The following is a 20,501-nucleotide window of genomic DNA, read 5'->3' on the forward strand; positions in this document are numbered from 1 at the left end:
GCGTCCTGTGGCGGCTGCCGTCTGTCAGCGACAGCCGGTAAGCAAGAAAGATATCTGAGGCACGATATTAGCGCAGTCGGTGCCAGCAGGGAAAGGTGGCTAGGAGTGATGACAGGACGATGGTGACTCATCATCCGGGCATTGTGGGAGTTCTGCATCAGCCATGCCGGCTGAGATTTCCGCGAGATCCATGACAGATTTTGGAGGTCTTTCGCGGAAGACAAGCCTTTCGCTCAGCTTGAAATTGGCTGTCATGCCAGCAAGCGCGCCTGCTGCGAGAGCTACGACCGGATGGTGCACACAGAAGGGCGAGAGAAAGAACAGGACGTAAACCGTGCCGCGATTCAGCAGAAAGCCCAGACTGTTGGCGGAGAGAAAACGCAGCCACTGGAGAACCGGATGGTCGTGCCTCCCAACATCGCCGAACGTCCAGAATCGATTGATGGCCCAGTTGAGACTGGCGGCTACGAAATAAGCGGCGAGGGTGGCTGCGTTCAGCCCGATGAAATCCCTTAATCCATAGACGGTGCCTGTATCCCAGAGAAAGCCCAGACTGCCGACCACTGCGAATCTGAAAAGACGCAGGACAGAAGACTTCCGGTCAGCCATGGATGGTTCCTGAGCAATAAACATAAAAAAAGGGCGCCTCGAAAGGCGCCCTTCTTCGTAGCGTTTCCTGAAAGATCCGGAAAGCGGATCAGTGCAGGATGATTTCCACGCGACGGTTCTGAGGCTCGCGAGTGTTCGGGCCTGTCGGAACCAGCGGGTGAGCTTCGCCGTAACCATGGATGTCGATGGCGGAAGCAGGAACGCCGTCACGGATCAGCTCAGCCTTGACGCCGTTTGCACGACGGAGGGAGAGACCCATGTTGTACTTCGCACCAGCAGCGCCGCCACGAGCCGACGAGTTGTCGGTGTAGCCGTTGACTTCGATGCGCGTCGTCTGAACGTGCGTGGAAGCCTGAGCGGCCTCAGCGACGATCTGGCGAGCGCGTGCCGTCAGGTTGGACTTATCCCAGTCGAAGAAGACGAGGTAAGTGCGAGCTGCCTGCGGAGGCGGGGGAGCCACGACGGGCACCGGCGGCGGAGCCGGAGGAGCCGTATCGAACGCATAGCGCAGACCGACGATGAACTGGTGGTTGAAGCGATGATCGAAGCTGGTGTTGCCGCTGCCGATCTTCGCGCCGCCAGGAGCATACGCTGTGGTCTTGAACGCGCCGTCAGAGAAAGTCTGACCGATCATGCGGTATTCGGTTGTGACCTGCAGACCCGGAACGCCCGTGTCGTAGGATGCACCAACGATACCCTGATACGCGAAGCTGCCGTTCGTGCCGCCGAGACGTGAACGTGAGCCGTTGGCAAAGTTCGAGTCAGTCGGGTTGTAGTGCTGCCACAGGTAACCTGCACCGACACCGACGAACGGTGTGACAGGCGCATCGATACCGAACTGCTTCAGGTCGATGTCATACAGGACGTTGACGAGGCCACCATAGGACTGGTCGCTGCCACGCGTCTTGTTGTTGGCGACGCCGGCGCCGTTGCGGTGGTTGATTTCGGAGTAGTTGTAAACACCCTCGACCTCAACGCGCAGACCGTTGCCGAAGCCCCAGCCGAATGCACCAAAGCCGGTAAAGCCGTTCTGGTGACGGTACTTGGAGCTGACGGTGCTCTGTGAACCCGGATCCCATGTGCTGGCATGCTGGGTCTGTGTCAGGTCATAACCACCGCCGATATTGACGTACGGGCCGGTGATCGTTGTTGCGGAAGCAGCAACCGGTGCTGCTGCCATCAGTGTGGTTGCGAGTAACGCACTGCGGAGACGCATTTTTTCGTCCTCATTTATCAACTGTTTGGGCTGGACCGATGAAATGCGGTCCCTTGCCCCTACAGGCTGTCTAAAAGCCCTATAAAACGATGGGTTCCGTGAATGGAACCCATCTGATGGGGCTTTCACCCATTACACGCCATAGGCGTGATTTATTTGCAACAGTTCATGTTCGGGTCATGAACTTTCTATGTTGCAAAAGGTGTTAACCCTCTTGTTTTTCCCCAGCCAGAACGTCCGTAGATGGCTGGCTGATGATGGTTTTGTAACGACCTATGTGGCTTTTAGATGTCAGTCGCGCGAACAGCGTGTGTCTGCATCGCATCTGGCGCACATCCATCTTCCACAAGAACATCATGAACCGCCTGGGCCGGGACATCCCGACAGGTGAAGGCCTGACCGATTCCCCGGACCAGCACGAATTTGAGTCTGCCGTCATGCATCTTCTTGTCCCTTGTCATGTGGTCAAGAAGCGTACGGGCCTCAAAAGTGCGGCCAAGCTGGGAAATCCGCGCAGGCATTCCGGTTTCATCAAGATGAGCCGTCACCCTGTCGAGATCTTCCTGCGAACAGTATCCCAGACGCACGGAGATCATGAAAGCCAGCCGGAGGCCTATGGAGACCGCCTCTCCGTGCAGGAGAGTGCCGTTATAGCCCATCTCCGCCTCAAGAGCGTGACCAAACGTGTGACCGAGGTTGAGGAGTGCGCGGCCTCCTTCCGGTTTCTGTTCGAACTCATCGTCGGTCACGATGGCCGCCTTGAAGGCGCAGGCTCGCTCGACAGCCTCAGCCAGTGCGTCGGGGTCCTGTGAAATGACGGAAGCGCCATGTCGTTCACACCAGGTGAACAGATCCGCATCACCGATGAGACCAGCTTTCACAATTTCGGCATAACCGGCCCGAATCTCGCGCACAGGCAAAGTCGCCAGACTTGAAACGTCCGCCAGCACCATCGTCGGCTGATGGAAGGCGCCGAGCAGGTTCTTGCCCCAGGACGTGTTGATGCCGGTTTTGCCGCCAACAGAAGAATCAACCTGCGACAGCAATGTTGTCGGCATCTGGACGAAAGGCAGCCCGCGGAGTGTAGCGGAAGCGGCGAACCCCGCCAGATCACCGATCACGCCGCCGCCGAGAGCGATGACGGTGGTCCGCCGCTCGACCTTCTGCTCCAGCATGGCGTCCGTGACGCGCTGGAACTCACTCAGCGATTTCGACTGTTCACCCGGCGGCACGACGATTGCCTGAACGGCAAAGCCCGAATCTGTCAGGGATTCCAGCAGAGGATGGAGGTAAAGTTCAGCGACCGTCGTGTCGGAAACCACGATGACACGCTTCTGCGGCAGCATCGTCGCCAGCAGGGCGCCTGCACGCTCTATCAGGCCGGTGCCGATGACGACTTCGTAAGGATTGCGCTCAAGCCGCACCGGCAGGCGACGCGGGCGGTGATTCAGGGCCAGCGCCTCGATGACGCGGGTTGTGGCGTTGTCCACGTTGTCTTCTCCACATTGCACGATGATATCAGCCTCGGCGTAAACCGGATGACGAACCAGCATCAGCCGTTCGAGCACCTCACGCGGTTTCGGGCCGTTCAGAAGCGGCCTGTGCGTCCGGCCGCTGACCCGCTTCAGCAGCACAGGCAGGGGGCAGCGCAGCCAGACCGAGATGGCGCGCTCCCGGATGAGCGCGCGGGTCTGCTCGTTCATGAAAGCGCCGCCGCCCGTTGCGATCACGCGGGAAGGGCCGTCGATCAGCCGTTTCAGGACGCGCCGTTCGCCGTCCCGAAAGGCGTCCTCGCCATAAAGGCGGAAGACATCGTTGATTGAGCAGCCTGCCGCCCGCTCGATTTCGGCGTCGGCATCGACAAATCCGAGTCCGAGGCGCTGGGCGAGCCGACGGCCTATGGTTGATTTTCCGGCTCCCATCAGGCCGATCAGCAGGATGCTGCGACCACAGAGAGGACCAAAGCCTGTGCTGCTGCGAACCGCATCGAGATTGAGCGGGAGCGCAGGCGCGGGCTCCGGGATCGTGTCCGGAGGCGGGGAGGGAGGCAACGCAGGCATCTGCTCCGGCAGGGCTGCATTCCCCCGTTCAGGTAAGAATGGGCGTGACATGTCGGTTATCGTAACATAGAGCGGGCAAACACACGTCATCGTCGGAACGCGGCGGATATTACCGGCTGCGGGACTGAAAGAATCGAGGCTGAAATGCGCCGAATCGTCCTTATCGCAGCCGGAGCCGCTGCTGTCGTCATCTGTGGTGGAATCCTCTCTCTGGGAGTGTCGTCCGGTCCGGCGGCGACCCAGCAGATGGTTCACAAGGAACTCTCCGTGGCCAGCCTGACAGCCGCCGCGCAGCCTGCGCCCGTTTCCGTCATCCCGTCACAGGCAGCCGTCACCGCGCCTTCGGCGGCCCCTATTCCCTCACCGGCGTCGGCAGTGCCATCCGCGTCTCCGGCAGCAGCGCCGACACACTGAAGGCCACCAGTCGGCGTGCTTCGGCCGTCTGACGGAGACGCGCCGGGACGCGGGAGAGAAACGTGACTGAGGATGCAGTCGATTCGTTTCTGGAAATGCTGGCGGCTGAACGGGCGGCTGCTCCTGCGACTCTTGCGGCCTATACGCGGGATCTGGAGCATTGCAGCGCGAGTCTCGGAGCCGAAGGGGAGGCGCTGGCTACGGCTACGGCCGACGCCCTGAGGCGGTGGGTGGCTGAAATGGCGGCAGACAAGCTGGCCCGCCGCACGATTGCCCGGCGGATTTCCTGTGTCCGCCAGTTCTATCTCTTTCTTCTGAGAGAAGGGCGGCGGCAGGATAATCCTGCCAGTCAGCTTGATGCGCCGTCACCTGAGCAGACGCTTCCAAAATTCCTCACGGAAAATGAGGTTGCAGCTCTCATAGATGCTTCAGCCTCTTCACCGGACAACAGTCCGGCACAGCGCCGACGCTTGTTGCTGGGACGGGCGGCACTCGAACTGCTCTATTCTACCGGGTTGCGAATCTCGGAACTGCTGGCCTTGAGGCGGGATATGTTCCGCGAGGAAGCGCGCATGCTGATGGTGCGTGGCAAGGGAGGGCGTGAGCGTCTTGTCCCTCTGTCCGACCCGGCCCGCGATGCCGTCAGGGCGCTGTTACAGGAAGACGAGTCCCGAAAAAGCCTCTGGCTCTTCCCCGGACGCACGGCCTTGCGCCCCGTCACGCGGCAGGGATTCGACAAGATTCTCGCGGATATCGGCGCACGGGCCGGAATCGATCCCGGTCGGTTGTCGCCTCATGTGCTGCGCCATTCCTTTGCAACCCATATGCTGGCGCATGGAGCGGATCTTCGGGTGCTTCAGACGCTGCTTGGGCACGCAGATATCGCAACCACCCAGATCTATACCCATGTGCAGGCAGACCGTCTGCGGGCAGCCGTCGAATCGCATCACCCGCTGGGGAAGTCCGCCATCGGGGCGGTCGATGCAGACGGACAGAGTCCCATGCACGAAGACGCTATCGAGAAAAAACCGTAAGAAAGAGCGGGTGAGGGAAATCAGCACGCTTGGAATTGTCTGTGAGTGTGCTATCGGCGTCGACCATGCGTCAGTTTCTGGATTTTGAAAAACCGGTCGCCGAGCTTGAGACCAAGATCGATGGCCTTCGCAACACCGCCGCCGCAGCCGATGGCGGAAGTGATGGCGTCAGCATCGCCGATGAGATCGGAAAGCTTTCCGACAAGGTCGAGAAGCAGCTTCGTGCTCTCTACGCCAAGCTCACGCCGTCGCAGAAGGTGCAGGTCGCACGTCACGCGCAGCGGCCGCATACCCTTGATTACATCAAGGGGCTGATCACTGATTTCACACCGCTTGCGGGCGATCGGCAGTTTGCCGATGACAAGGCCATCGTTGGTGGCCTCGGTCGTTTCAACGGACAGTCCGTGGTCGTCATCGGGACCGAGCGGGGCTCCGATCTGGAAACCCGCCTACAGCATAATTTCGGCATGGCGCGTCCGGAAGGCTATCGTAAGGCCATTCGTCTCATGGAACTGGCCGGACGGTTCCGTCTGCCGATTCTGACTTTTGTGGACACTTCAGGCGCATGGCCCGGCATTGACGCGGAAGCCCGTGGTCAGGCGGAAGCCATTGCCCGTTCCATCGAGACTTGTCTGACTGTGCCTGTGCCACTGATTGCCACCGTGATTGGTGAGGGCGGCTCGGGTGGCGCTGTTGCTCTGGCGACGGCTGACCGCGTGCTGATGCTTGAAAACGCCATCTATTCGGTGATTTCACCGGAGGCCTGTGCGTCGATTCTCTGGCGTGACCCGAAGCAGGCCGGGACCGCCGCCGAAGCATTGCGTCTGACGGCTCAGGATCTGCGGAAGCTGGGTTTGATCGATCGGATTGTCGAAGAGCCGGTCGGAGGCGCGCAGCGTGACCCTCAGTCAATGATCGAGAAACTCGGCCAGTCGATTGCACAGGAACTCATGCCGCTTCTGAGTGAAGGCGCGGCGGCCCTTGTCGCCCAGAGACGCGAAAAGTTCCTTGCCATGGGGCGCAGCGCGCTAAGCTAGAGCAACATCCGATCAGGCGGGATCGTCTGGTCGGATAAAGGGCTCGGTAAACAATGTGTTGGGGCTATCAGCCATAAAGAAAGGCCCGGAACATCGTGTCCGGGCCTTTCTGCATTCTGGGACTCTGACAGGCCCGGATCAGGGTTTTGGTTCACCCTCTACCGGCGTCTCGCCAGCCGCTACGATCAGATCATGGATTGCCTGTGACGCCGCTTCGAGGTCGGCAAGATCGGAACCTTTCGCCACGAGAGCGACGCCACCACGTCCGTCAGGCCGCTTGAACGGGTAGGAGCCAAGATCCAGATCAGGATAACGATTCTGGACGGCTTCCAGAGCAGCGGCGATGACGCTCTCATAGATGCCAAGCGCATACCATGTTTTCGACTGGATCGGCTGCCCCCGCTTCAGCGCCGGGCTGACGGCGTGGAACATGGCCTGCATGATCGATGGCACCCCGGCCATGACATGCACGTTGCCGATGGAAAATCCCGGCGCGATGGAGGCGGTGTTCTTGATCGGCGTTGCGCCACGCGGCAGCATCGCCATCCGCTGGCGGGCTGTCGTGAACTGATCCCGGCCGTAATGGTCTTCCAGCAGGGCGGCGCTTTCAGCGTGAAGCTCAAGCGGGACGCCAAACGCCTCGGCCACGCAGGATGAGGTGATGTCGTCATGGGTCGGACCGATCCCGCCGGTCGTAAAGACCTGATCATAACGCGCCTTCATCTCGTTGACGGTGGCGATGATCGTCTCCCTTACATCAGGAATGACACGGACTTCCTTGAGCGGAGCGCCAAGATCGCCGAGTTGCGTCGCCAGAAAACGGATATTGGCGTCCTGCGTGCGCCCGGAAAGAATTTCGTTGCCGATGACGATAAGAGCTGAAGTGGGATTCATGACCGGGTATCTCGTTTTCTCATGCGCAGTAAAGACAATCGGGCGTCAGGCAGTCAAAGCAGATCACGCAGAAAGGGAATGACAGGAATATCGGCGGGCGGCATCGGATACTGATCGAGATCGCGGGCCTCCACCCAGGCAAGTTTCTGTCCTTCACGGCCTTCTGGCTGCCCCTGCCACTGTCGACACAGATAGATCGGCATCAGCAGATCGAATTTCTCGTAACTGTGAGACACGAAGGTAAAAGGCGCAAGACAGGCGGTGCTGGCGTCAATGCCGAGTTCTTCCCGCAATTCGCGGATCAGCGAGGTTTCCGGCGCTTCGCCCGGCTCCATCTTGCCGCCGGGAAATTCCCATAACCCCGCGAGCGTCTTGCCTTCCGGACGGCGGGCGAGAAGGATGCGGTTGCTCGCATCAATCAGGGCCGCAGCCACGACGAGCACGAGACGGCGGGGTTCGGCTGCCTCTTGGGGGGATGTGTCGGTGTCCGCGAGAGGCTTGTTCTCGTGAGCGGTGTCGAAGCTCTCTCTTGAGGCGCTGAACAGCAGGACATTCACATTGCCGCCTCTGGCTGTGAACACCTGAGTAGCGACGCCCGTCTGCCGGAAGCCGAGCTTGTTCAGCACGGCGACGGACGCGACGTTATCCTGTGCGACAGAAGCTTCAATCGTATCCAGAGGCAGATTGGCGAAAGCCCAGCCGCACAGCCGGTCGGACGCGAGGGTAGCGATACCCTGCCGCCAGTGTTCGCGCCCGATCCAGTAGCCCAGTGAGCCGCGGCAATGGCCGTCAGTCTGGCTCAGTGTCAGACCGATGCAGCCGATGACCACGCCAGCCTGATTTTCGACCGCAAAATGATAGGCTGTCCCGGCTTCAGCCTGCTGCACGGCGCTGGTGATCCAGCGTTCGGCGAGATCGCGGGGGTAGGGGAACGGCAGCCGGCTCAGCATCCGGATGACGTTCCAGTCATTGACCTGCGTGTGAATGGCCCCGGCATCGTCGGGGCGGAGACCTCGCAGACAGAATGTTCCAGCCATCAGCCTTGGCGGTTCGACCGGAAAAGTCACAATAGCCTCGATATTGTCAGGAAACGGAAGGGGTCACGGTGTTATCTTTGGGGTGCTTTCTGGTCCGATGACGCTTCCGCTTTGTCGATGTCGCAGGGGAAGACGCCGTTGCTTCTTCGGCAGAGCCGTCAGGATTCTGACAGTCGGGCGCTTCTGATCTGACAGCATCTGCGTCGGATTCTGACACAGGACGGGCAGTAGCCGCTACGGGCTGTTCTGCCTTTTTGCAGGAAGCTGGTGCACAGGATGCAGGCGTATCGGTCTTGCTGGTGTCGGCAGGAACGCCGCATTCAGCCAGCAGGGCGCGCAGGGTGTTGATGACCGGGAAGACCTCCACATTGTGGTCTCCCCCCAGTTCATTCCATGCTTTCTGCTCAAGTTCGACGATTTCACGGTCTTCCGCGAAAATCCGCTCGGTGAACGCGATCAGGAACGGCCACGCCAGATCAAGCAGGCCCGGAATACCGGGGCGTTTTACGGACAGAAGACCGAACGTGCGGTTCGTCAACTGGTCCTTGTCCTGCGGCGTGTAGGCGATCCACAAATCCATCACCGGGGCTTCATCACCGGTCTGGATATGCAGGGTCTGATACGGGTAGGTCGTGCGGATCGTCATGACGTCACGATCCTGATGCTTTGCCGAAGCATCCCGACGTTCGCCGAAGATCAGCGCTTCTCCGATCGGCTGCTTGCCGCCGGTGCGGGCGAAGGAATAGCGCGCCTCGACCAGGCCGGGCTCACGTTTCTGCCCCAGAAAGCGCGGGCGCATCTGGCCCATCTGCTTCATGTGCATGAACTGATGATTCATATCCATCAGGTTCTCATGCATGAAGCTGTAATGACAGCCGACTTCCCGACCAAAGCGGCGGGTCTTGTAGGCCGGATCATCCACACGGGCGAGGGTTGCGGGCAGGTGAACCGTCTTGGCTTTTTCCGGGTCTCCGGGGAACACGAAGATCAGACCGTCCTGCTCGATCACCGGGAAGGTGCGCACGCCGTTCGGAAGTTTGCCTTTGCCGAGATACGGCACGTCAATGCAGCGGCCGGAACGTCCGTAGGCCCAGCCGTGATAGCAGCACTGCACGGACTGTCCCTGCACACGGCCTTTGCTCAGGGGAACCTGTCGGTGGGCGCAACGGTCTTCTAGGGCGAAGACATTCCCTTCTTCAGGGCGGATCAGGGCGATGGGCTGACCGGCGTAACGCACGCCGATCGTCTTGCCGCGTTTCAGTTCACGTGACCACGCGACGGGATACCAGAAATCAGGATCACAGTGGACACGCCGGAGGTCGACCGTCTGGCTGCGCTTTGCTTCAGAGGCTGTTTCGCAGATGTCTTCAAGGTCGTCGGGCAGTTCGGTCGTGGTTGGCTGATCCATCGTATCTCTGCTCACATCCATAACGCACAGTATGCACTGCTTTTCGTAACGGTATAAAAAATAAAGTCATTTTCCTATAGCAATTCGGTCCTCCCGGCGAAGTGAGGTAGATCAAAAGGAAAAAATTTGTGACTTTATCGCCCTCTGCTTCCCAGAGAGGCTGTCAGGTCATCCATAAACTGGGCGGCGACGCGACCGGAGCGGTTGCCTCTCGTGACAGCCCATTCATTGGCGCGGGCACAGAGTTCTTCATCCGAAATCGCCAGTTTGCGCTCTTTCGCATAGGCTCTGACCATGTCGAAATACACGTCCTGCGGACAGACATGAAAGCCCAGCCAGAGGCCAAAACGGTCGGAGAGAGAGACTTTTTCCTCTGTCGCCTCGGAAGGGTTGATGGCTGTCGCCCGCTCATTCTCGATCATGTCGCGCGGCATCAGATGACGCCGGTTGGAAGTGGCGTAGAACAGCACGTTCTCCGGTCGTCCCGCGATGCCGCCATCGAGCACGGATTTGAGCGCCTTGTAATCCGCATCCTCACGCTCGAACGAGAGATCATCGCAGAACACGATAAAGCGGCGGTTTGATGCGCGGAGAAGATCCATCAGATCGGGGAGGGTGCCGAGATCCTCACGCTCGATCTCGATGAGGATCAGGTGCTGGTCCTGCGGAAGCGTCGCGTTGATCTCGGCGTGGCACGCTTTCACCAGAGAGGACTTCCCTGTGCCGCGTGAGCCCCACAGCATCGCGTTGTTGGCCGGAAGTCCCGCTGCGAAATGCGTGGTGTTGTTCAGGAGGAGCTGTTTCTGGGAATCGACTCCCTGAAGCAGCTTCAGGGCGACATGCGAGACGGCGCGGACAGGAGAAAGTCTGCCGCGCTGCGGTTGCCAGACGAAGGCGTCGGCCGCGTCCAGACCGTCCAGCGAGGCTGTCGCCGGTGCAAGACGTTCCAGTGCGGAGGCGATACGTTCCAGAACGGGCATGATATCTGTTGTCATCTTGATTTCCGAAAAACAGTCCTGAGACGGAAGGTCATGCCATAAAGCAATGGTTGACGCATCGCGTCCAAAATCTATGGTCCCGGCCTATCAGTCAGCTATGGCTGACCGCAACCCGTCGGACGAAAAGTTACCGTGATGAGTGATTTCCTTATTTCTCCTGCTTACGCTCAGGCTGCCGGCGGCGCCGGAGGCGGTCTGGGTGGCATGTATCAACTGCTCCCTTATGCGCTGGTTTTTGTCATTTTCTATTTCATGATGATCCGCCCTCAGCAGCAGAAACAGAAGAAGCTGAAAGAGAGCCTCCAGAACATGCGTCGTGGTGATCGTATCGTCACGTCAGGCGGGATCATCGGTGTGGTGCGCAAGGCTTCGCCGGAGATGGATGAAATCGACGTGGAAATTGCGCCGAATGTCACTGTGAAAGTTCTGCGCTCCACGGTCTCTACTGTGCTTTCCAGTGTCGAGAAGCCCGCCAACGACACAGGCGCAAGCGTCGGCAAGGCCTGATCGGAACGCATGTCTCTCTAACCCATGACTGTCGGCACGGTGTGAGAGGATCGGTATCGGTGACGGCTGATCCTCTGTGCCCGCTCTCTGCTTTATCCCGGACGGTCAGGGTCTTCGGGAAGTTACCCGTAAAGGGTGATGTTCCTTGAGGCATGATGTCCGCGAACCGCGCCATGACAAAGACCCGCCCTAATGCTGCTTTCAATCAGCACGGATGCGGGGAGCGCGATTGTCCTGCTGTGTCCTGAGAAAAATCTGAACCATCAGGGCAGCGGCGGCAGCACAGAGGCAGCTGCCACTTTCAAGCAGGATAAGCCCCGCCCACCGTAAGCCAGGCGTCATGTGAGGGGCAGAGCCAGTGGGCGCCAGACCTTCCCATATTTCCATGGAAAATATCAGCCCTGCGACGATTATGAAGCTATATCCCGCCGCAAACATGGGGACGTAATATTTCACGGTGTTTTCTTTCGCCTCAACAGGTCTTCTGTTTTTGTCAGGAGATCCTGTCCGTTTTCCTTATCGTCCTGATGAACTTACCACGCGTTGCGATTTTGGAGGTGGCGCGCGCCATGCATCTCCCAAAGCAATCAGGACACCCGCGAGAGAAGCGGACGCTACCCAGCCGACAACCCCTTCCGATCCGGTCAGAAATATGGACAGGATCAGTCCCAGCGCGGGCAGGATCGCCCTGCCTGCCTGCATGATCTGCTGGACGGGTCGGGAGGGAGACCATTTCCGGCGTCTCTGCCAGCCGCTCTGGAGACGGGCATGGCAGGTCAGAGCGATGCTCCACAGGACAAGGTTGAACAGCAACGACACTGTCAGCATGGTCATGACACGATCTCTTTCGAGAAAGACGGTTCAGTCAGGCTGGCGTTTGTGTCGCTCCTGCGTTTCAGGACGACCGAGAGACGCAGCGCGACGAGGCCAAGCACGACAGAGGTGAGATCGACGGCGACATAGACGGTCTGATCCTGTCCGGCGATCCATTTCCAGCGTGTCGCAAGATCAAGGACGGGAAGCAGACAGAGGAGCAGGGACAGCAGGCTGCTCTGCTCAATCCAGCCTTTCATCATCTTGCGTCCAAACGTCCGGCCAAGTGCATGGACAGTCAGAGCGCCCCACAGAACAAACAGGGTCGAGCCTTCAATCGTGACGCGGGAAGGCAGATCGGCGGGAAGAAGCCGGTTCATCCAGAGAACGCCAGCACAGGCCAGGGGCATGCCCAGCACGGTTCCCAGAGCCAGCCCTTCCGCAATCTCCATGGGCAGGGAGTTTTTCTGAGAGGCGGAGCGACGGCGCTTGATGAGGAACATCACCAGTCCGGTGGCAAACATCACGTAACCGGCGCAGCCCGAAATGAAATAGAACCAGCGGACAGGAACAGGAGCCCAGCGCGCCATATGCAGGCCGCTGAGAAACTGGGAGGTGTTCGCTGCCGGACTGTCCTTGCTGACCAGACCGATGCGCGCTCCTGTCACGCGGTCATAGTCAATATGATCCCGGCTGATGCCGATCCTGCTGTTGTCCGCCCGCACGACGGTCACGGTTTTGGGAGAAAACTGCATGAAGCCGAGCTTGTCCGCACCGAATGTCTCTGCCGCGTCAGCCAGCAGGGGAGCCAGCGGCGGCAGGGGAGGCAGTTGGTGATGACCGTTTCGACCCGGTCCATCACGGTTCGGACGTTCGATGGCCGTGTTGGGAAAGAAGCGGTTCGCATGGATCAGAACACCAGTGTAGGCGATCATGAACATGAAGGGCAGGAAGAGGACGGCGGCGATGACATGCGCGTCGATCCACGGGCGAGGGCTGCTGGACTGCGGGCGGAAAGCCACGAGATTGGGCAGCAGGGCTTTCAGATGGATTATGACGCCTGATCCGAGCGTGACCAGCATCCCGATGGCGAGCACCTGCACACAGATGACGCCAAACATATGGCCCATATAAAGTGTGTAATGAAAGGAGAAGAAGAAGAGTCCGCCCGCCGTTTCCCGCAGGGGAACCGCCTGTCCGGTCTGGGGATGAAACGTTTCGCTCTTGAAAGCGTCGTGATCCATGTAGCTCACATGGAGAAAGGGATCACGATCCGAGGGCAGGCCGAGAAAGATACGGTTTTTCTTGCCTTCCTGCGTCATCACGACTGCGGCGGCCTGATCGAGCGCCGCAGCGGAGGGGATGCCCGGCTGTGCGTAGGGCGTTTCCGGCTGCATCCAGTGCGTGATCTCAGTATCGAAAACGGCCATGGTGCCGGTTACGAAGATACAGACCAGAAGCAGCCCCGCGATAAAGCCGACCCATGCGTGAAGCCATCCCATACGCGTACGCAGGGAAGGCGCGCTCTGCTTGTGTGTGGTTGTCATCGCGTCACTGGGGTCCGAAAGCGGCGAGGGGGAGTGCTATGAGCATGGTCGCGGAGATGACCGCGACGGCCGCCAGCAGTCCAACCCAGAGAGAACGCGTCCCGAAAATGGTCAGAACCGTGGTGGGCACCACAATGATCGCTCCCATCTGGGCCACACAGAACGAGTCCGGGCGGGCCATATGCAGCAGATGGGGCAGGAAGGTTGCGACGACCAGCCCCGCCGGATACGCCAGAAGGGATGCAATCAGCAGTCGGGGCAGGTAGTAGGATGCGAAGGCCATGGGAGAACCGGTTCTGTAAATGATAGTTATTCGCAATTGATAGGGGCTGTCCTCATATCCTGTAAAGTGGATAATGCCGGGAAGCAGCCCCCGGAATTGTTGAAAATTGTTCCATGCCAAAATCTGCAGGCGGCATTGCATCTCCCTGTCTTTTATCTGAGGCCGGATGCGTCAATGTGTGGTGATCGTTTTTCTGGAGAAATTCATGACTATTCGCACCTTTCTGGCTTCAGCTTTCGTGACTGCCGCAGTCTGCGCCCAGCCCGCCTTTGCCGCCCCCGTGACCGCCAGACAGGTCGATCAGGATTTCGGACGCCTTTCGCAGGAAGGGTTGAGGGCTTTTGCTGACGTCGATGTGGCGCGCAGGGCGATTATCGAGAAGGACCAGAAGATTGCCACGGATGCGCTGGCCGACGCCAACCGGACACTGGCCCGGGCATCGAAGGACAACCGCCAGTTTCTGAAGGCCGAGAACGAGCTGCATCCTGCCGCCGCCATTCCCGCGGGTCATTCGGGCAGGCTGCCATCCTCGGTCGCTGTTGCTGACCCTGTTCTGTGGCTGCCTGTGCTTGGACAGTATGTCATCTCGTCACAGGCGAAACAGTCCCCCGGCCAGCAGCAGGCTATCGCCGAAGCCAATGATCTGCTGAAGAAAGGACAGCCCCGAACCGCTGCCGAAGGGCTGGAAAAGGCAGGTGTGGACGTTCAGTTCGTTCTCGCCATCGCACCCCAGCAGACTTTCACGGCAGACGTTTACCGTGCTTCCGTTCTTCTGGAGGGCGGCAAGACCGAAGAAGCTGTCGCCGCATTGACCGGGGCGCAGGAATCGCTTCGTTTCGTCAGTGAAGACAATGTGCTGGGTAACGTCGGGAAAAAGCCGGTTCCGTCGCATTCGGCCCGCTGAAACCAGTCCGCTGTTTCTGTCCGGGAGCCGTGTCAGAGAGACTTCCGGACAGAAGAAACGCTTTTGCCGCGCCTTCTGCTGTCGTCAGGCCTTTCCTCGCTTCCGGTTGAGGCGACGCCTGACGCCGTCAAGGGCGCTGGCCAGATCCAGCACGCCGAACAGGTGCAGGGACAGCAGATAGAGCAGACCGCCCATAGGCACTTCACAGGCCAGCAGGACAGCCAGCCAGAATGTGACATGTGACGGTGGCATGGGGAGCAGGCTGTTCAGCCCAAGCAGGGCCATCGCCATGATGACAGAGGCCATCGCCATCAGCGCAATCCGCCGGAGCATGGCGGCATCCGGGCGAAGGGCGTCACGGCGGATGAGCAGCGCAGAAAGAACGCTGACATTCACGATGGCCGCGAGGCTGCTGGCAAGAGGTGGCCCGACATGCGCCAGAGGTTTCATCAGCAGCAGGTTGAGGATCAGATTGATCGTCAATGTGAAGAAACCGATTTTGACCGGCGTGGATGTATCGCCGCGTGCGAAGAAGGCCGGAGCCAGAACCTTCACCAGCACGAAGGCGGGCAGGCCAAGCGCGTAGGCCCGAAGCGATTGGGCGGATAGGGCCGCATCCATCAGGCTGAAGGAGCCGTGGGCGAACAGAACCTGCATGATGGGTGTGCCGAGAACCAGCAGGCCAGCCATCGAAGGCAGGGTGAGCATCAGGACATAATCCATCGCCCGGTTCTGTGCCGCGTGAGCCGCGTCGATATCGTCTGACGCCAGATGTCTGGTCAGAACCGGCAGAAGCGTCGTTCCGGCGGCGGCTCCAAGCACGCCAAGAGGCAACTGATTAAGGCGATCGGCAAAATACATCAGCGAGACGCTGCCCGCAGGAAGCAGGGTGGCGATGATCGTGTCGATGGTCAGATTGATCTGGGTGACGCCACTGCCGATCAGCCCCGGCAGCATGCGGCGTCCAAGCTGACGGATTTTCGGCGTGATGCGGGGCGGCAGCGGCGTGAGGTCAAAGCCAGCCTTGCGCGCGGCATACATGAGAAGTCCAAGCTGTACGAAGCCCGAGGCTGTCACGCCCCATGCGGCGGCATGGGCGACGCTGGGAAAGAACGGCGTCGTGAAAAGAACGGCGGCGATGCCGACCACGTTGAATGACAGATAGGCGGCGGCGGCCATGCTGAAGCGATGCAGCCCGTTCAGCACGCCCGACACCAGCGCCGCCGCGCAGATCAGCACGAGATAGGGAAAGGTGATCCGGCTGAGAGTAACGGCGAGCGCATACTGCGCGCCGTTTTCAGCGAAACCCGGGGCGATCACCCGCAGCACGGCGGGCATGAAGATCTCGCCCAGCACGCACAGGATCACCAGCCACGTCAGAAGGACGCCGAACACCTGCCGCGCCATCGTGCGGGCCGTGTCGTCACCTTCCGTCGTCAGTTCTGCGGAAAAGAGCGGCACGAAAGCGGCGTTGAAAGCGCCTTCGCCGAACAGACGACGGAACATGTTGGGAAGACGGAACGCCACCTGATAGGCATCCTGCATCGGCCCGGCCCCCATGAAGGCGGCGAGAAGCTGATCGCGGACAAGACCGAGGATGCGGCTGAGCATGGTCCAGCCGCCGACAGTGAGGAACCCTTTGAGCATGAATGCTTATAGGGGCGTCCAGCGCTTATCGGGAAGACGGCTTGTGGGGCGGCGCGCAGAAAAAATAGGTAAGAAGCCAGCCTGTTTCTTTCTGCATGAGAGGGGCCGCGAAGTCATGGGTTGCCCTGCCTCAGAGAGATGCTAGAGCGTGAGAGTGCTTCCTCACCGGCTTCCGGACAGGAGCGGACCCGGAGTCATCATGCGACCGATCAGACGTTTTCCCATCAGTTCCACGTCAATCGTCAGGATCGTGGCTTTTGTCGCCGGAGTGCTGATGCTGCTGGCCGCGACGCGGTTTGTCGTCGAACTGCCTTCCGTCATGCCCGGCAATGCGGCCGGGATACTGGTTCTCGTCACTCTGGGAACCATTTTCGTGCTGGCCGCCATCTGGCTCGCTGCCTGAAGAAAGTCGGACGCCATTCGTTTTCGACAGGCGACCGGATGCAGGTTCGGTCAGCGTGTTTGCTTTTGCTCCTGACCTTTTTTCTGGTCTCCGAACCCCTGTGTGTTCATGCAGGAAAGAAACGCATCGAGAGTGCGTGAACTGCCGTCCAGAGAAATCGGCTCTCCGTCAATTCCGTTAATCCGGATGGTCAGATTCGTCGCTTTTTTGAAAGCCTCCAGCGTGCTCCGTATGACGCCAGCCTCGACACCTGCCGACAGGGTGGCTGCTTCTGCTGACGTCATCTGGAAGGTTCTGGTGAAATGTCCCGCTGTCAGGGTTACGGGCAGGGACTGTCCGACAGAAGCGTTCTCGTCCGCGACCTGAATGGCGAGCGCTTTCCGGGTCGCTCGGAATTGCAGCACCGGCCCGCTGGCCTTGAGGATGCAGGCATCCACATGCTCGCCGCCATCGGACGAATGATGCAGGGCGACCCATGCTCCATCCATTCTTTCCGGCGTGGTGACGGCTTCCTGTGCATGAGCCGAAAAGCAGAACAGCAGCCCTGCGGTAAAGCCTAAACGCCGCATTTCCATCCTTCCGAAAAAATGTCCGTAGAATCTATCATTTGCCTGCGCCAACCGGTAGCCGCGAATGGCGATTTATCAGCACGGAACACTTTATATCATTCAGCGTTACCCCCGGCAGCGTATCAACGCAGTCGGAGATTTTTGATGGAAACGGTTCATCGTCCGAAAAGCGCATCAGAACTGGCCACGCTTGCTGTGGCAATTCTGATTGTTCTGCTTGGATTGCCCCTGCTCATAATGGGAGCCCAACTCGCGGTGCTGGGTGGCTCATTATATTATGTGCTGTTCGGGGCGGCGATCATTGCTGGAGGTATCCTGATGGCGTTCGGGCGCGTCGTCGGGGCGCTTGTCTATCTCGCAGCGTGGATCTGTACCTGGCCATGGGCTTTCTGGGAAGTCGGAATGGATGGCTGGGGCCTGCTTCCCCGTCTGTTCGGGCCTTCCCTTGTGGCTGTTGCCGTCCTGCTCACAATTCCGGTTCTCAACCGTATCCAGCGCGAGACCTCGCCCAGAGGGGGAATGATATGATACGGAAAAGAGTTCTGCTCGCGGCCACTGTCATATGCGGTCTGCCCTGCCTGTCCGGACCGATTTCCGTGTCGCTGGCGCAGGCTCCGTCGAAGAACCAGACACCGCCGGGAGATGGGGCGGGCGCCAGTAACGATACCCCTCCGCATCCCGCGAACTGGTATGGAGCGCCGTCCCCCAGCGCGCCTCAGGCGAGCGGTGTGAATGCGGGAGACATTCCGGATGGGCCACCAGCGCCTCCCGGTGAGGTCACTCCTGCGGTCGCACAGGCAGGCAGTCATCCAGCCCATGACGACTGGCCAGCCTATGGTCGTGACGGTAACGCCACGCGCTATTCTCCGCTCGACCAGATCACGCCTGACAATGTGAGCCAGTTAAAGCAGGCGTTTGTCTACCACACAGGCAGCAAGCCCGGCCCCGGACAGGCCAACAAGTGGGCCGCCGAGACCACGCCGATCAAGGTGGGCGATGGTCTCTACATGTGTTCCGCCATGAACGACATGATGCGGATTGATCCCGCCACGGGCAGGGAGGTCTGGCACTTCAAGGCTGGCGTCAGATACGAGAGCATTCCCTATACGGCCGCCTGCAAGGGTGTGACCTACTACACGTCCTCAACCGTTCCTGAAGGACAACCCTGTCATAACCGTATTCTCGAAGGCACGCTGGATATGCGTCTGATCGAGGTTGATGCGGAGACCGGCCGGAAATGTGAAGGCTTCGGCTATCACGGCGAGGTCAATCTCATGAAGGGCATGGGGGAATCCGTTCCGGGATTCGTCTCCATTACTGCGCCGGTGCCGGTTGTGAATGGTGCCATCGTGACCAATCAGGAGGTTCTGGACGGGCAGCGACGCTGGGCGCCTTCTGGCGTGATCCGTGGTTATGACGCTGAAACCGGACGTTTCCTGTGGGCGTGGGATGTCAATCGTCCCGACGAGCATGGCGAGCCCAAGGAAGGCGAGCACTACAGCCGTGGCACCCCGAACTCATGGGCGGCCATGACGGGTGATGACGAGCTTGGGCTGGTTTACGTGCCGACAGGGAACTCTGCGGCCGACTATTACAGCGCCATGCGTTCGCCGGAGGAAAACGCCGTTTCTTCCTCCGTTGTCGCCATCGACGTCAAGACGGGCTCGCCCCGTTGGGTGTTCCAGACGGTCCACAAGGACGTGTGGGATTACGACATCGGTTCTCAGGCCACGATGATGGACATGCCCACGGCGGATGGCATTGTTCCGGCTCTCATCATGCCTACAAAACGTGGTCAGACCTTCGTGCTGGACCGTCGGAACGGCAAACCGATCCTGCCGGTGGAGGAGCGTCCGGCTCCGACGGACACGGATGTTCCGGACGACCCGCGCTCTCCCACACAGCCCTGGTCGGTCGGAATGCCGCGTCTCGGTTTTCCTGATCTCAAGGAAAGCGACATGTGGGGCATGACGCCCATCGACCAGCTTTACTGTCGCATCCTGTTCCGCAAGTCGAAATACGAGAGTGAATTTACGGCTCCCGAGATCAACAGGCCGTGGATTGAATATCCGGGTTACAATGGTGGCAGCGATTGGGGCAGCGTGGCGTATGATGCCGGGACCGGCATCCTGATCGCCAACTGGAACAATACCCCGATGCGGGACCAGTTGGTGGATCGCGCCAAGGCTGATGAACTGGGGCTTCTGCCGATCGACAGTCCGCATTTCAATCCCAAGGCCGGTGGCGCCGAAGGGAATGGCGCGATGGCCGACACACCGTACGGTATTGTCGTGACGCCGTTCTGGAACAAGTTCACCAACATGATGTGCAACAAGCCGCCATACGGCATGATCACGGCGATCGACATGCACACAAGAAAAGTGCTGTGGCAGCATCCGCTGGGCAGCGCACGCGCCAATGGTCCGTGGGGACTTCCAACCTACCTGCCGCTGACAATCGGCACGCCGAATAACGGTGGTCCGGTGATTACGGCTGGTGGGTTGGTGTTTGTCGGAGCGACGACCGACAATCTGATCCACGCTTTCGACCTGAAAACAGGCAGGGAAGTCTGGAACGCTGTCCTGCCGGGCGGCGGACAGGCCACGCCGATGACGTATGAGTACAAGGGTAGGCAGTATGTTGCGATCATGGCCGGAGGGCATCACTTCATGATGACGCCGGTCAGCGATGAACTGGTTGTCTACGCACTGCCTGAGGCGCACTGAACAGAAAACGGTCTTCCTTTCCCTCTGCCATGGGCAGTGTGAAAAGGGAGACCTCTTCGGGGTGTGCCATGCTCCTGAAATAGACCCGGAAACAGAAAAACCCGCAGAAAAAATCTGCGGGTTTTTTGATTACGACAAATCGTTGACGGACGTCGTGCCTGTAAGAAACGTTACCTGCGGGCAGCGCGTATCAGAAGGGTTTCTGCTGCGACTTGGCGGTAGCAGTCATCGGAATGCCGACTTCATCTTTCGATGCCACCAGAACGGCAATCAGGCCGTTCGAGACAAAACGGGCAATGCGGGTGACCATGGCACGGGCTCCTGTTTCGTTTGAGGCTTGATCCTGAGCCAGATTTATCATTTACGGATCGATTGGTAAACGAAAATCGTAATTC

Annotated in this window: 19 protein-coding genes and 1 pseudogene; 8 read left to right on the forward strand and 12 right to left on the reverse strand. The window is 59.5% G+C overall.

The features are described from left to right. Positions 1–99 precede the first annotated feature (99 nt). From LKE90_RS03620 to aroB, 3 genes are all read right to left on the reverse strand, one after another. Positions 100–609, reverse strand: a complete 510-nt coding sequence (locus LKE90_RS03620) for a GtrA family protein (protein WP_291490916.1) — start codon at positions 607–609, stop codon at positions 100–102. 88 nt (positions 610–697) lie between these two features. Then, a complete protein-coding gene (locus tag LKE90_RS03625) occupies positions 698–1,825 on the reverse strand; it encodes an OmpA family protein (RefSeq protein WP_291490917.1) in 1,128 nt (375 codons plus the stop codon). A gap of 284 nt (positions 1,826–2,109) precedes the next feature. Further along, complete coding sequence (gene aroB / locus LKE90_RS03630; protein ID WP_291490991.1) at positions 2,110–3,885, reverse strand: 3-dehydroquinate synthase; 1,776 nt, start codon at positions 3,883–3,885, stop codon at positions 2,110–2,112. Between the two features lie 144 nt (positions 3,886–4,029). On the opposite strand from aroB, the gene LKE90_RS03635 reads away from it, so the two are divergent. The 3 genes from LKE90_RS03635 to LKE90_RS03645 all read left to right on the forward strand — a co-directional run bounded on the left by LKE90_RS03635 (position 4,030) and on the right by LKE90_RS03645 (position 6,370). Then, complete coding sequence (locus tag LKE90_RS03635) at positions 4,030–4,299, forward strand: hypothetical protein (protein ID WP_291490918.1); 270 nt, start codon at positions 4,030–4,032, stop codon at positions 4,297–4,299. Between the two features lie 62 nt (positions 4,300–4,361). Beyond that, a complete protein-coding gene (locus tag LKE90_RS03640) occupies positions 4,362–5,333 on the forward strand; it encodes a tyrosine recombinase (RefSeq protein ID WP_291490919.1) in 972 nt (323 codons plus the stop codon). 65 nt (positions 5,334–5,398) lie between these two features. Beyond that, on the forward strand, positions 5,399–6,370 hold the full coding sequence (locus LKE90_RS03645) for an acetyl-CoA carboxylase carboxyltransferase subunit alpha (RefSeq protein WP_291490992.1): 972 nt from the start codon (positions 5,399–5,401) through the stop codon (positions 6,368–6,370). 138 nt (positions 6,371–6,508) lie between these two features. Here the strand turns inward: LKE90_RS03645 and LKE90_RS03650 are convergent, their stop codons facing one another. The 4 genes and pseudogenes from LKE90_RS03650 to LKE90_RS03665 all read right to left on the reverse strand — a co-directional run bounded on the left by LKE90_RS03650 (position 6,509) and on the right by LKE90_RS03665 (position 10,704). Continuing rightward, on the reverse strand, positions 6,509–7,264 hold the full coding sequence (locus LKE90_RS03650) for a competence/damage-inducible protein A (protein ID WP_291490920.1): 756 nt from the start codon (positions 7,262–7,264) through the stop codon (positions 6,509–6,511). Between the two features lie 53 nt (positions 7,265–7,317). Beyond that, positions 7,318–8,301: an 8-oxo-dGTP diphosphatase MutT gene (gene mutT, locus LKE90_RS03655; protein ID WP_291490993.1), complete on the reverse strand. Its 984-nt coding sequence runs from the start codon at positions 8,299–8,301 to the stop codon at positions 7,318–7,320. A 280-nt stretch (positions 8,302–8,581) separates the two neighbouring features. Then, positions 8,582–9,709: pseudogene (locus LKE90_RS03660) on the reverse strand (Rieske 2Fe-2S domain-containing protein); the annotation flags it as partial. Between the two features lie 134 nt (positions 9,710–9,843). After that, positions 9,844–10,704 (reverse strand): ATP-binding protein, encoded by an 861-nt coding sequence (locus LKE90_RS03665; protein WP_291490921.1) that lies wholly within the window; start codon positions 10,702–10,704, stop codon positions 9,844–9,846. A 138-nt stretch (positions 10,705–10,842) separates the two neighbouring features. On the opposite strand from LKE90_RS03665, the gene yajC reads away from it, so the two are divergent. Beyond that, positions 10,843–11,214, forward strand: a complete 372-nt coding sequence (gene yajC / locus LKE90_RS03670) for a preprotein translocase subunit YajC (RefSeq protein WP_291490922.1) — start codon at positions 10,843–10,845, stop codon at positions 11,212–11,214. Positions 11,215–11,730: 516 nt separating this feature from the next. Here yajC and LKE90_RS03675 read toward each other — a convergent pair. From LKE90_RS03675 to LKE90_RS03685, 3 genes are read right to left on the reverse strand one after another with little or no spacing between them, the layout of a single operon-like run. After that, the gene (locus LKE90_RS03675; RefSeq protein ID WP_291490923.1) at positions 11,731–12,048 is read right to left on the reverse strand and encodes a hypothetical protein; all 318 of its coding nucleotides are present in this window, start codon (positions 12,046–12,048) and stop codon (positions 11,731–11,733) included. After that, positions 12,045–13,574: a PepSY-associated TM helix domain-containing protein gene (locus tag LKE90_RS03680; protein WP_291490924.1), complete on the reverse strand. Its 1,530-nt coding sequence runs from the start codon at positions 13,572–13,574 to the stop codon at positions 12,045–12,047. The genes LKE90_RS03675 and LKE90_RS03680 overlap by 4 nt, the downstream gene beginning before the upstream one ends. Before the next feature lie 4 nt (positions 13,575–13,578). Then, positions 13,579–13,857 (reverse strand): hypothetical protein, encoded by a 279-nt coding sequence (locus LKE90_RS03685; protein WP_291490925.1) that lies wholly within the window; start codon positions 13,855–13,857, stop codon positions 13,579–13,581. A gap of 205 nt (positions 13,858–14,062) precedes the next feature. Here LKE90_RS03685 and LKE90_RS03690 point away from each other — a divergent pair, with 205 nt between their 5' ends. Beyond that, complete coding sequence (locus tag LKE90_RS03690) at positions 14,063–14,761, forward strand: YfdX family protein (RefSeq protein WP_291490927.1); 699 nt, start codon at positions 14,063–14,065, stop codon at positions 14,759–14,761. Between the two features lie 84 nt (positions 14,762–14,845). Here the strand turns inward: LKE90_RS03690 and murJ are convergent, their stop codons facing one another. Then, the gene (gene murJ, locus LKE90_RS03695; RefSeq protein ID WP_291490928.1) at positions 14,846–16,408 is read right to left on the reverse strand and encodes a murein biosynthesis integral membrane protein MurJ; all 1,563 of its coding nucleotides are present in this window, start codon (positions 16,406–16,408) and stop codon (positions 14,846–14,848) included. Positions 16,409–16,607: 199 nt separating this feature from the next. On the opposite strand from murJ, the gene LKE90_RS03700 reads away from it, so the two are divergent. After that, a complete protein-coding gene (locus tag LKE90_RS03700) occupies positions 16,608–16,811 on the forward strand; it encodes a hypothetical protein (RefSeq protein WP_291490929.1) in 204 nt (67 codons plus the stop codon). 50 nt (positions 16,812–16,861) lie between these two features. Here LKE90_RS03700 and LKE90_RS03705 read toward each other — a convergent pair whose 3' ends face one another. Next, positions 16,862–17,380, reverse strand: coding sequence for a hypothetical protein (locus tag LKE90_RS03705; protein WP_291490930.1), 519 nt, complete (start codon positions 17,378–17,380; stop codon positions 16,862–16,864). A gap of 144 nt (positions 17,381–17,524) precedes the next feature. On the opposite strand from LKE90_RS03705, the gene LKE90_RS03710 reads away from it, so the two are divergent. Together LKE90_RS03710 and LKE90_RS03715 are read left to right on the forward strand one after the other, a co-directional pair. After that, positions 17,525–17,908, forward strand: coding sequence for a glycerol dehydrogenase (locus tag LKE90_RS03710; RefSeq protein ID WP_291490931.1), 384 nt, complete (start codon positions 17,525–17,527; stop codon positions 17,906–17,908). Continuing rightward, a complete protein-coding gene (locus LKE90_RS03715; protein ID WP_291490932.1) occupies positions 17,905–20,106 on the forward strand; it encodes a pyrroloquinoline quinone-dependent dehydrogenase in 2,202 nt (733 codons plus the stop codon). Before LKE90_RS03710 ends, LKE90_RS03715 begins: the two co-directional genes overlap by 4 nt. Positions 20,107–20,501 lie beyond the last annotated feature (395 nt).

The organism is Acetobacter sp. (assembly GCF_022483985.1).
Taxonomy (GTDB): domain Bacteria; phylum Pseudomonadota; class Alphaproteobacteria; order Acetobacterales; family Acetobacteraceae; genus Acetobacter.

Bases quoted from the DNA above. Each gene is read 5' to 3' on its own strand.
- LKE90_RS03625 (WP_291490917.1), bottom strand. From the start codon at position 1,825: ATGCGTCTCCGCAGTGCGTTACTCGCAACCACACTGATGGCAGCAGCA.
- LKE90_RS03645 (WP_291490992.1), top strand. From the start codon at position 5,399: ATGCGTCAGTTTCTGGATTTTGAAAAACCGGTCGCCGAGCTTGAGACC.
- LKE90_RS03620 (WP_291490916.1), bottom strand. From the start codon at position 609: ATGGCTGACCGGAAGTCTTCTGTCCTGCGTCTTTTCAGATTCGCAGTG.
- yajC (WP_291490922.1), top strand. From the start codon at position 10,843: ATGAGTGATTTCCTTATTTCTCCTGCTTACGCTCAGGCTGCCGGCGGC.
- LKE90_RS03665 (WP_291490921.1), bottom strand. From the start codon at position 10,704: ATGACAACAGATATCATGCCCGTTCTGGAACGTATCGCCTCCGCACTG.
- murJ (WP_291490928.1), bottom strand. From the start codon at position 16,408: ATGCTCAAAGGGTTCCTCACTGTCGGCGGCTGGACCATGCTCAGCCGC.
- LKE90_RS03675 (WP_291490923.1), bottom strand. From the start codon at position 12,048: ATGACCATGCTGACAGTGTCGTTGCTGTTCAACCTTGTCCTGTGGAGC.
- LKE90_RS03690 (WP_291490927.1), top strand. From the start codon at position 14,063: ATGACTATTCGCACCTTTCTGGCTTCAGCTTTCGTGACTGCCGCAGTC.
- LKE90_RS03685 (WP_291490925.1), bottom strand. From the start codon at position 13,857: ATGGCCTTCGCATCCTACTACCTGCCCCGACTGCTGATTGCATCCCTT.
- LKE90_RS03680 (WP_291490924.1), bottom strand. From the start codon at position 13,574: ATGACAACCACACACAAGCAGAGCGCGCCTTCCCTGCGTACGCGTATG.
- LKE90_RS03650 (WP_291490920.1), bottom strand. From the start codon at position 7,264: ATGAATCCCACTTCAGCTCTTATCGTCATCGGCAACGAAATTCTTTCC.
- mutT (WP_291490993.1), bottom strand. From the start codon at position 8,301: ATGGCTGGAACATTCTGTCTGCGAGGTCTCCGCCCCGACGATGCCGGG.
- LKE90_RS03700 (WP_291490929.1), top strand. From the start codon at position 16,608: ATGCGACCGATCAGACGTTTTCCCATCAGTTCCACGTCAATCGTCAGG.
- LKE90_RS03635 (WP_291490918.1), top strand. From the start codon at position 4,030: ATGCGCCGAATCGTCCTTATCGCAGCCGGAGCCGCTGCTGTCGTCATC.
- LKE90_RS03705 (WP_291490930.1), bottom strand. From the start codon at position 17,380: ATGCGGCGTTTAGGCTTTACCGCAGGGCTGCTGTTCTGCTTTTCGGCT.
- LKE90_RS03710 (WP_291490931.1), top strand. From the start codon at position 17,525: ATGGAAACGGTTCATCGTCCGAAAAGCGCATCAGAACTGGCCACGCTT.
- aroB (WP_291490991.1), bottom strand. From the start codon at position 3,885: ATGCCTGCGTTGCCTCCCTCCCCGCCTCCGGACACGATCCCGGAGCCC.
- LKE90_RS03715 (WP_291490932.1), top strand. From the start codon at position 17,905: ATGATACGGAAAAGAGTTCTGCTCGCGGCCACTGTCATATGCGGTCTG.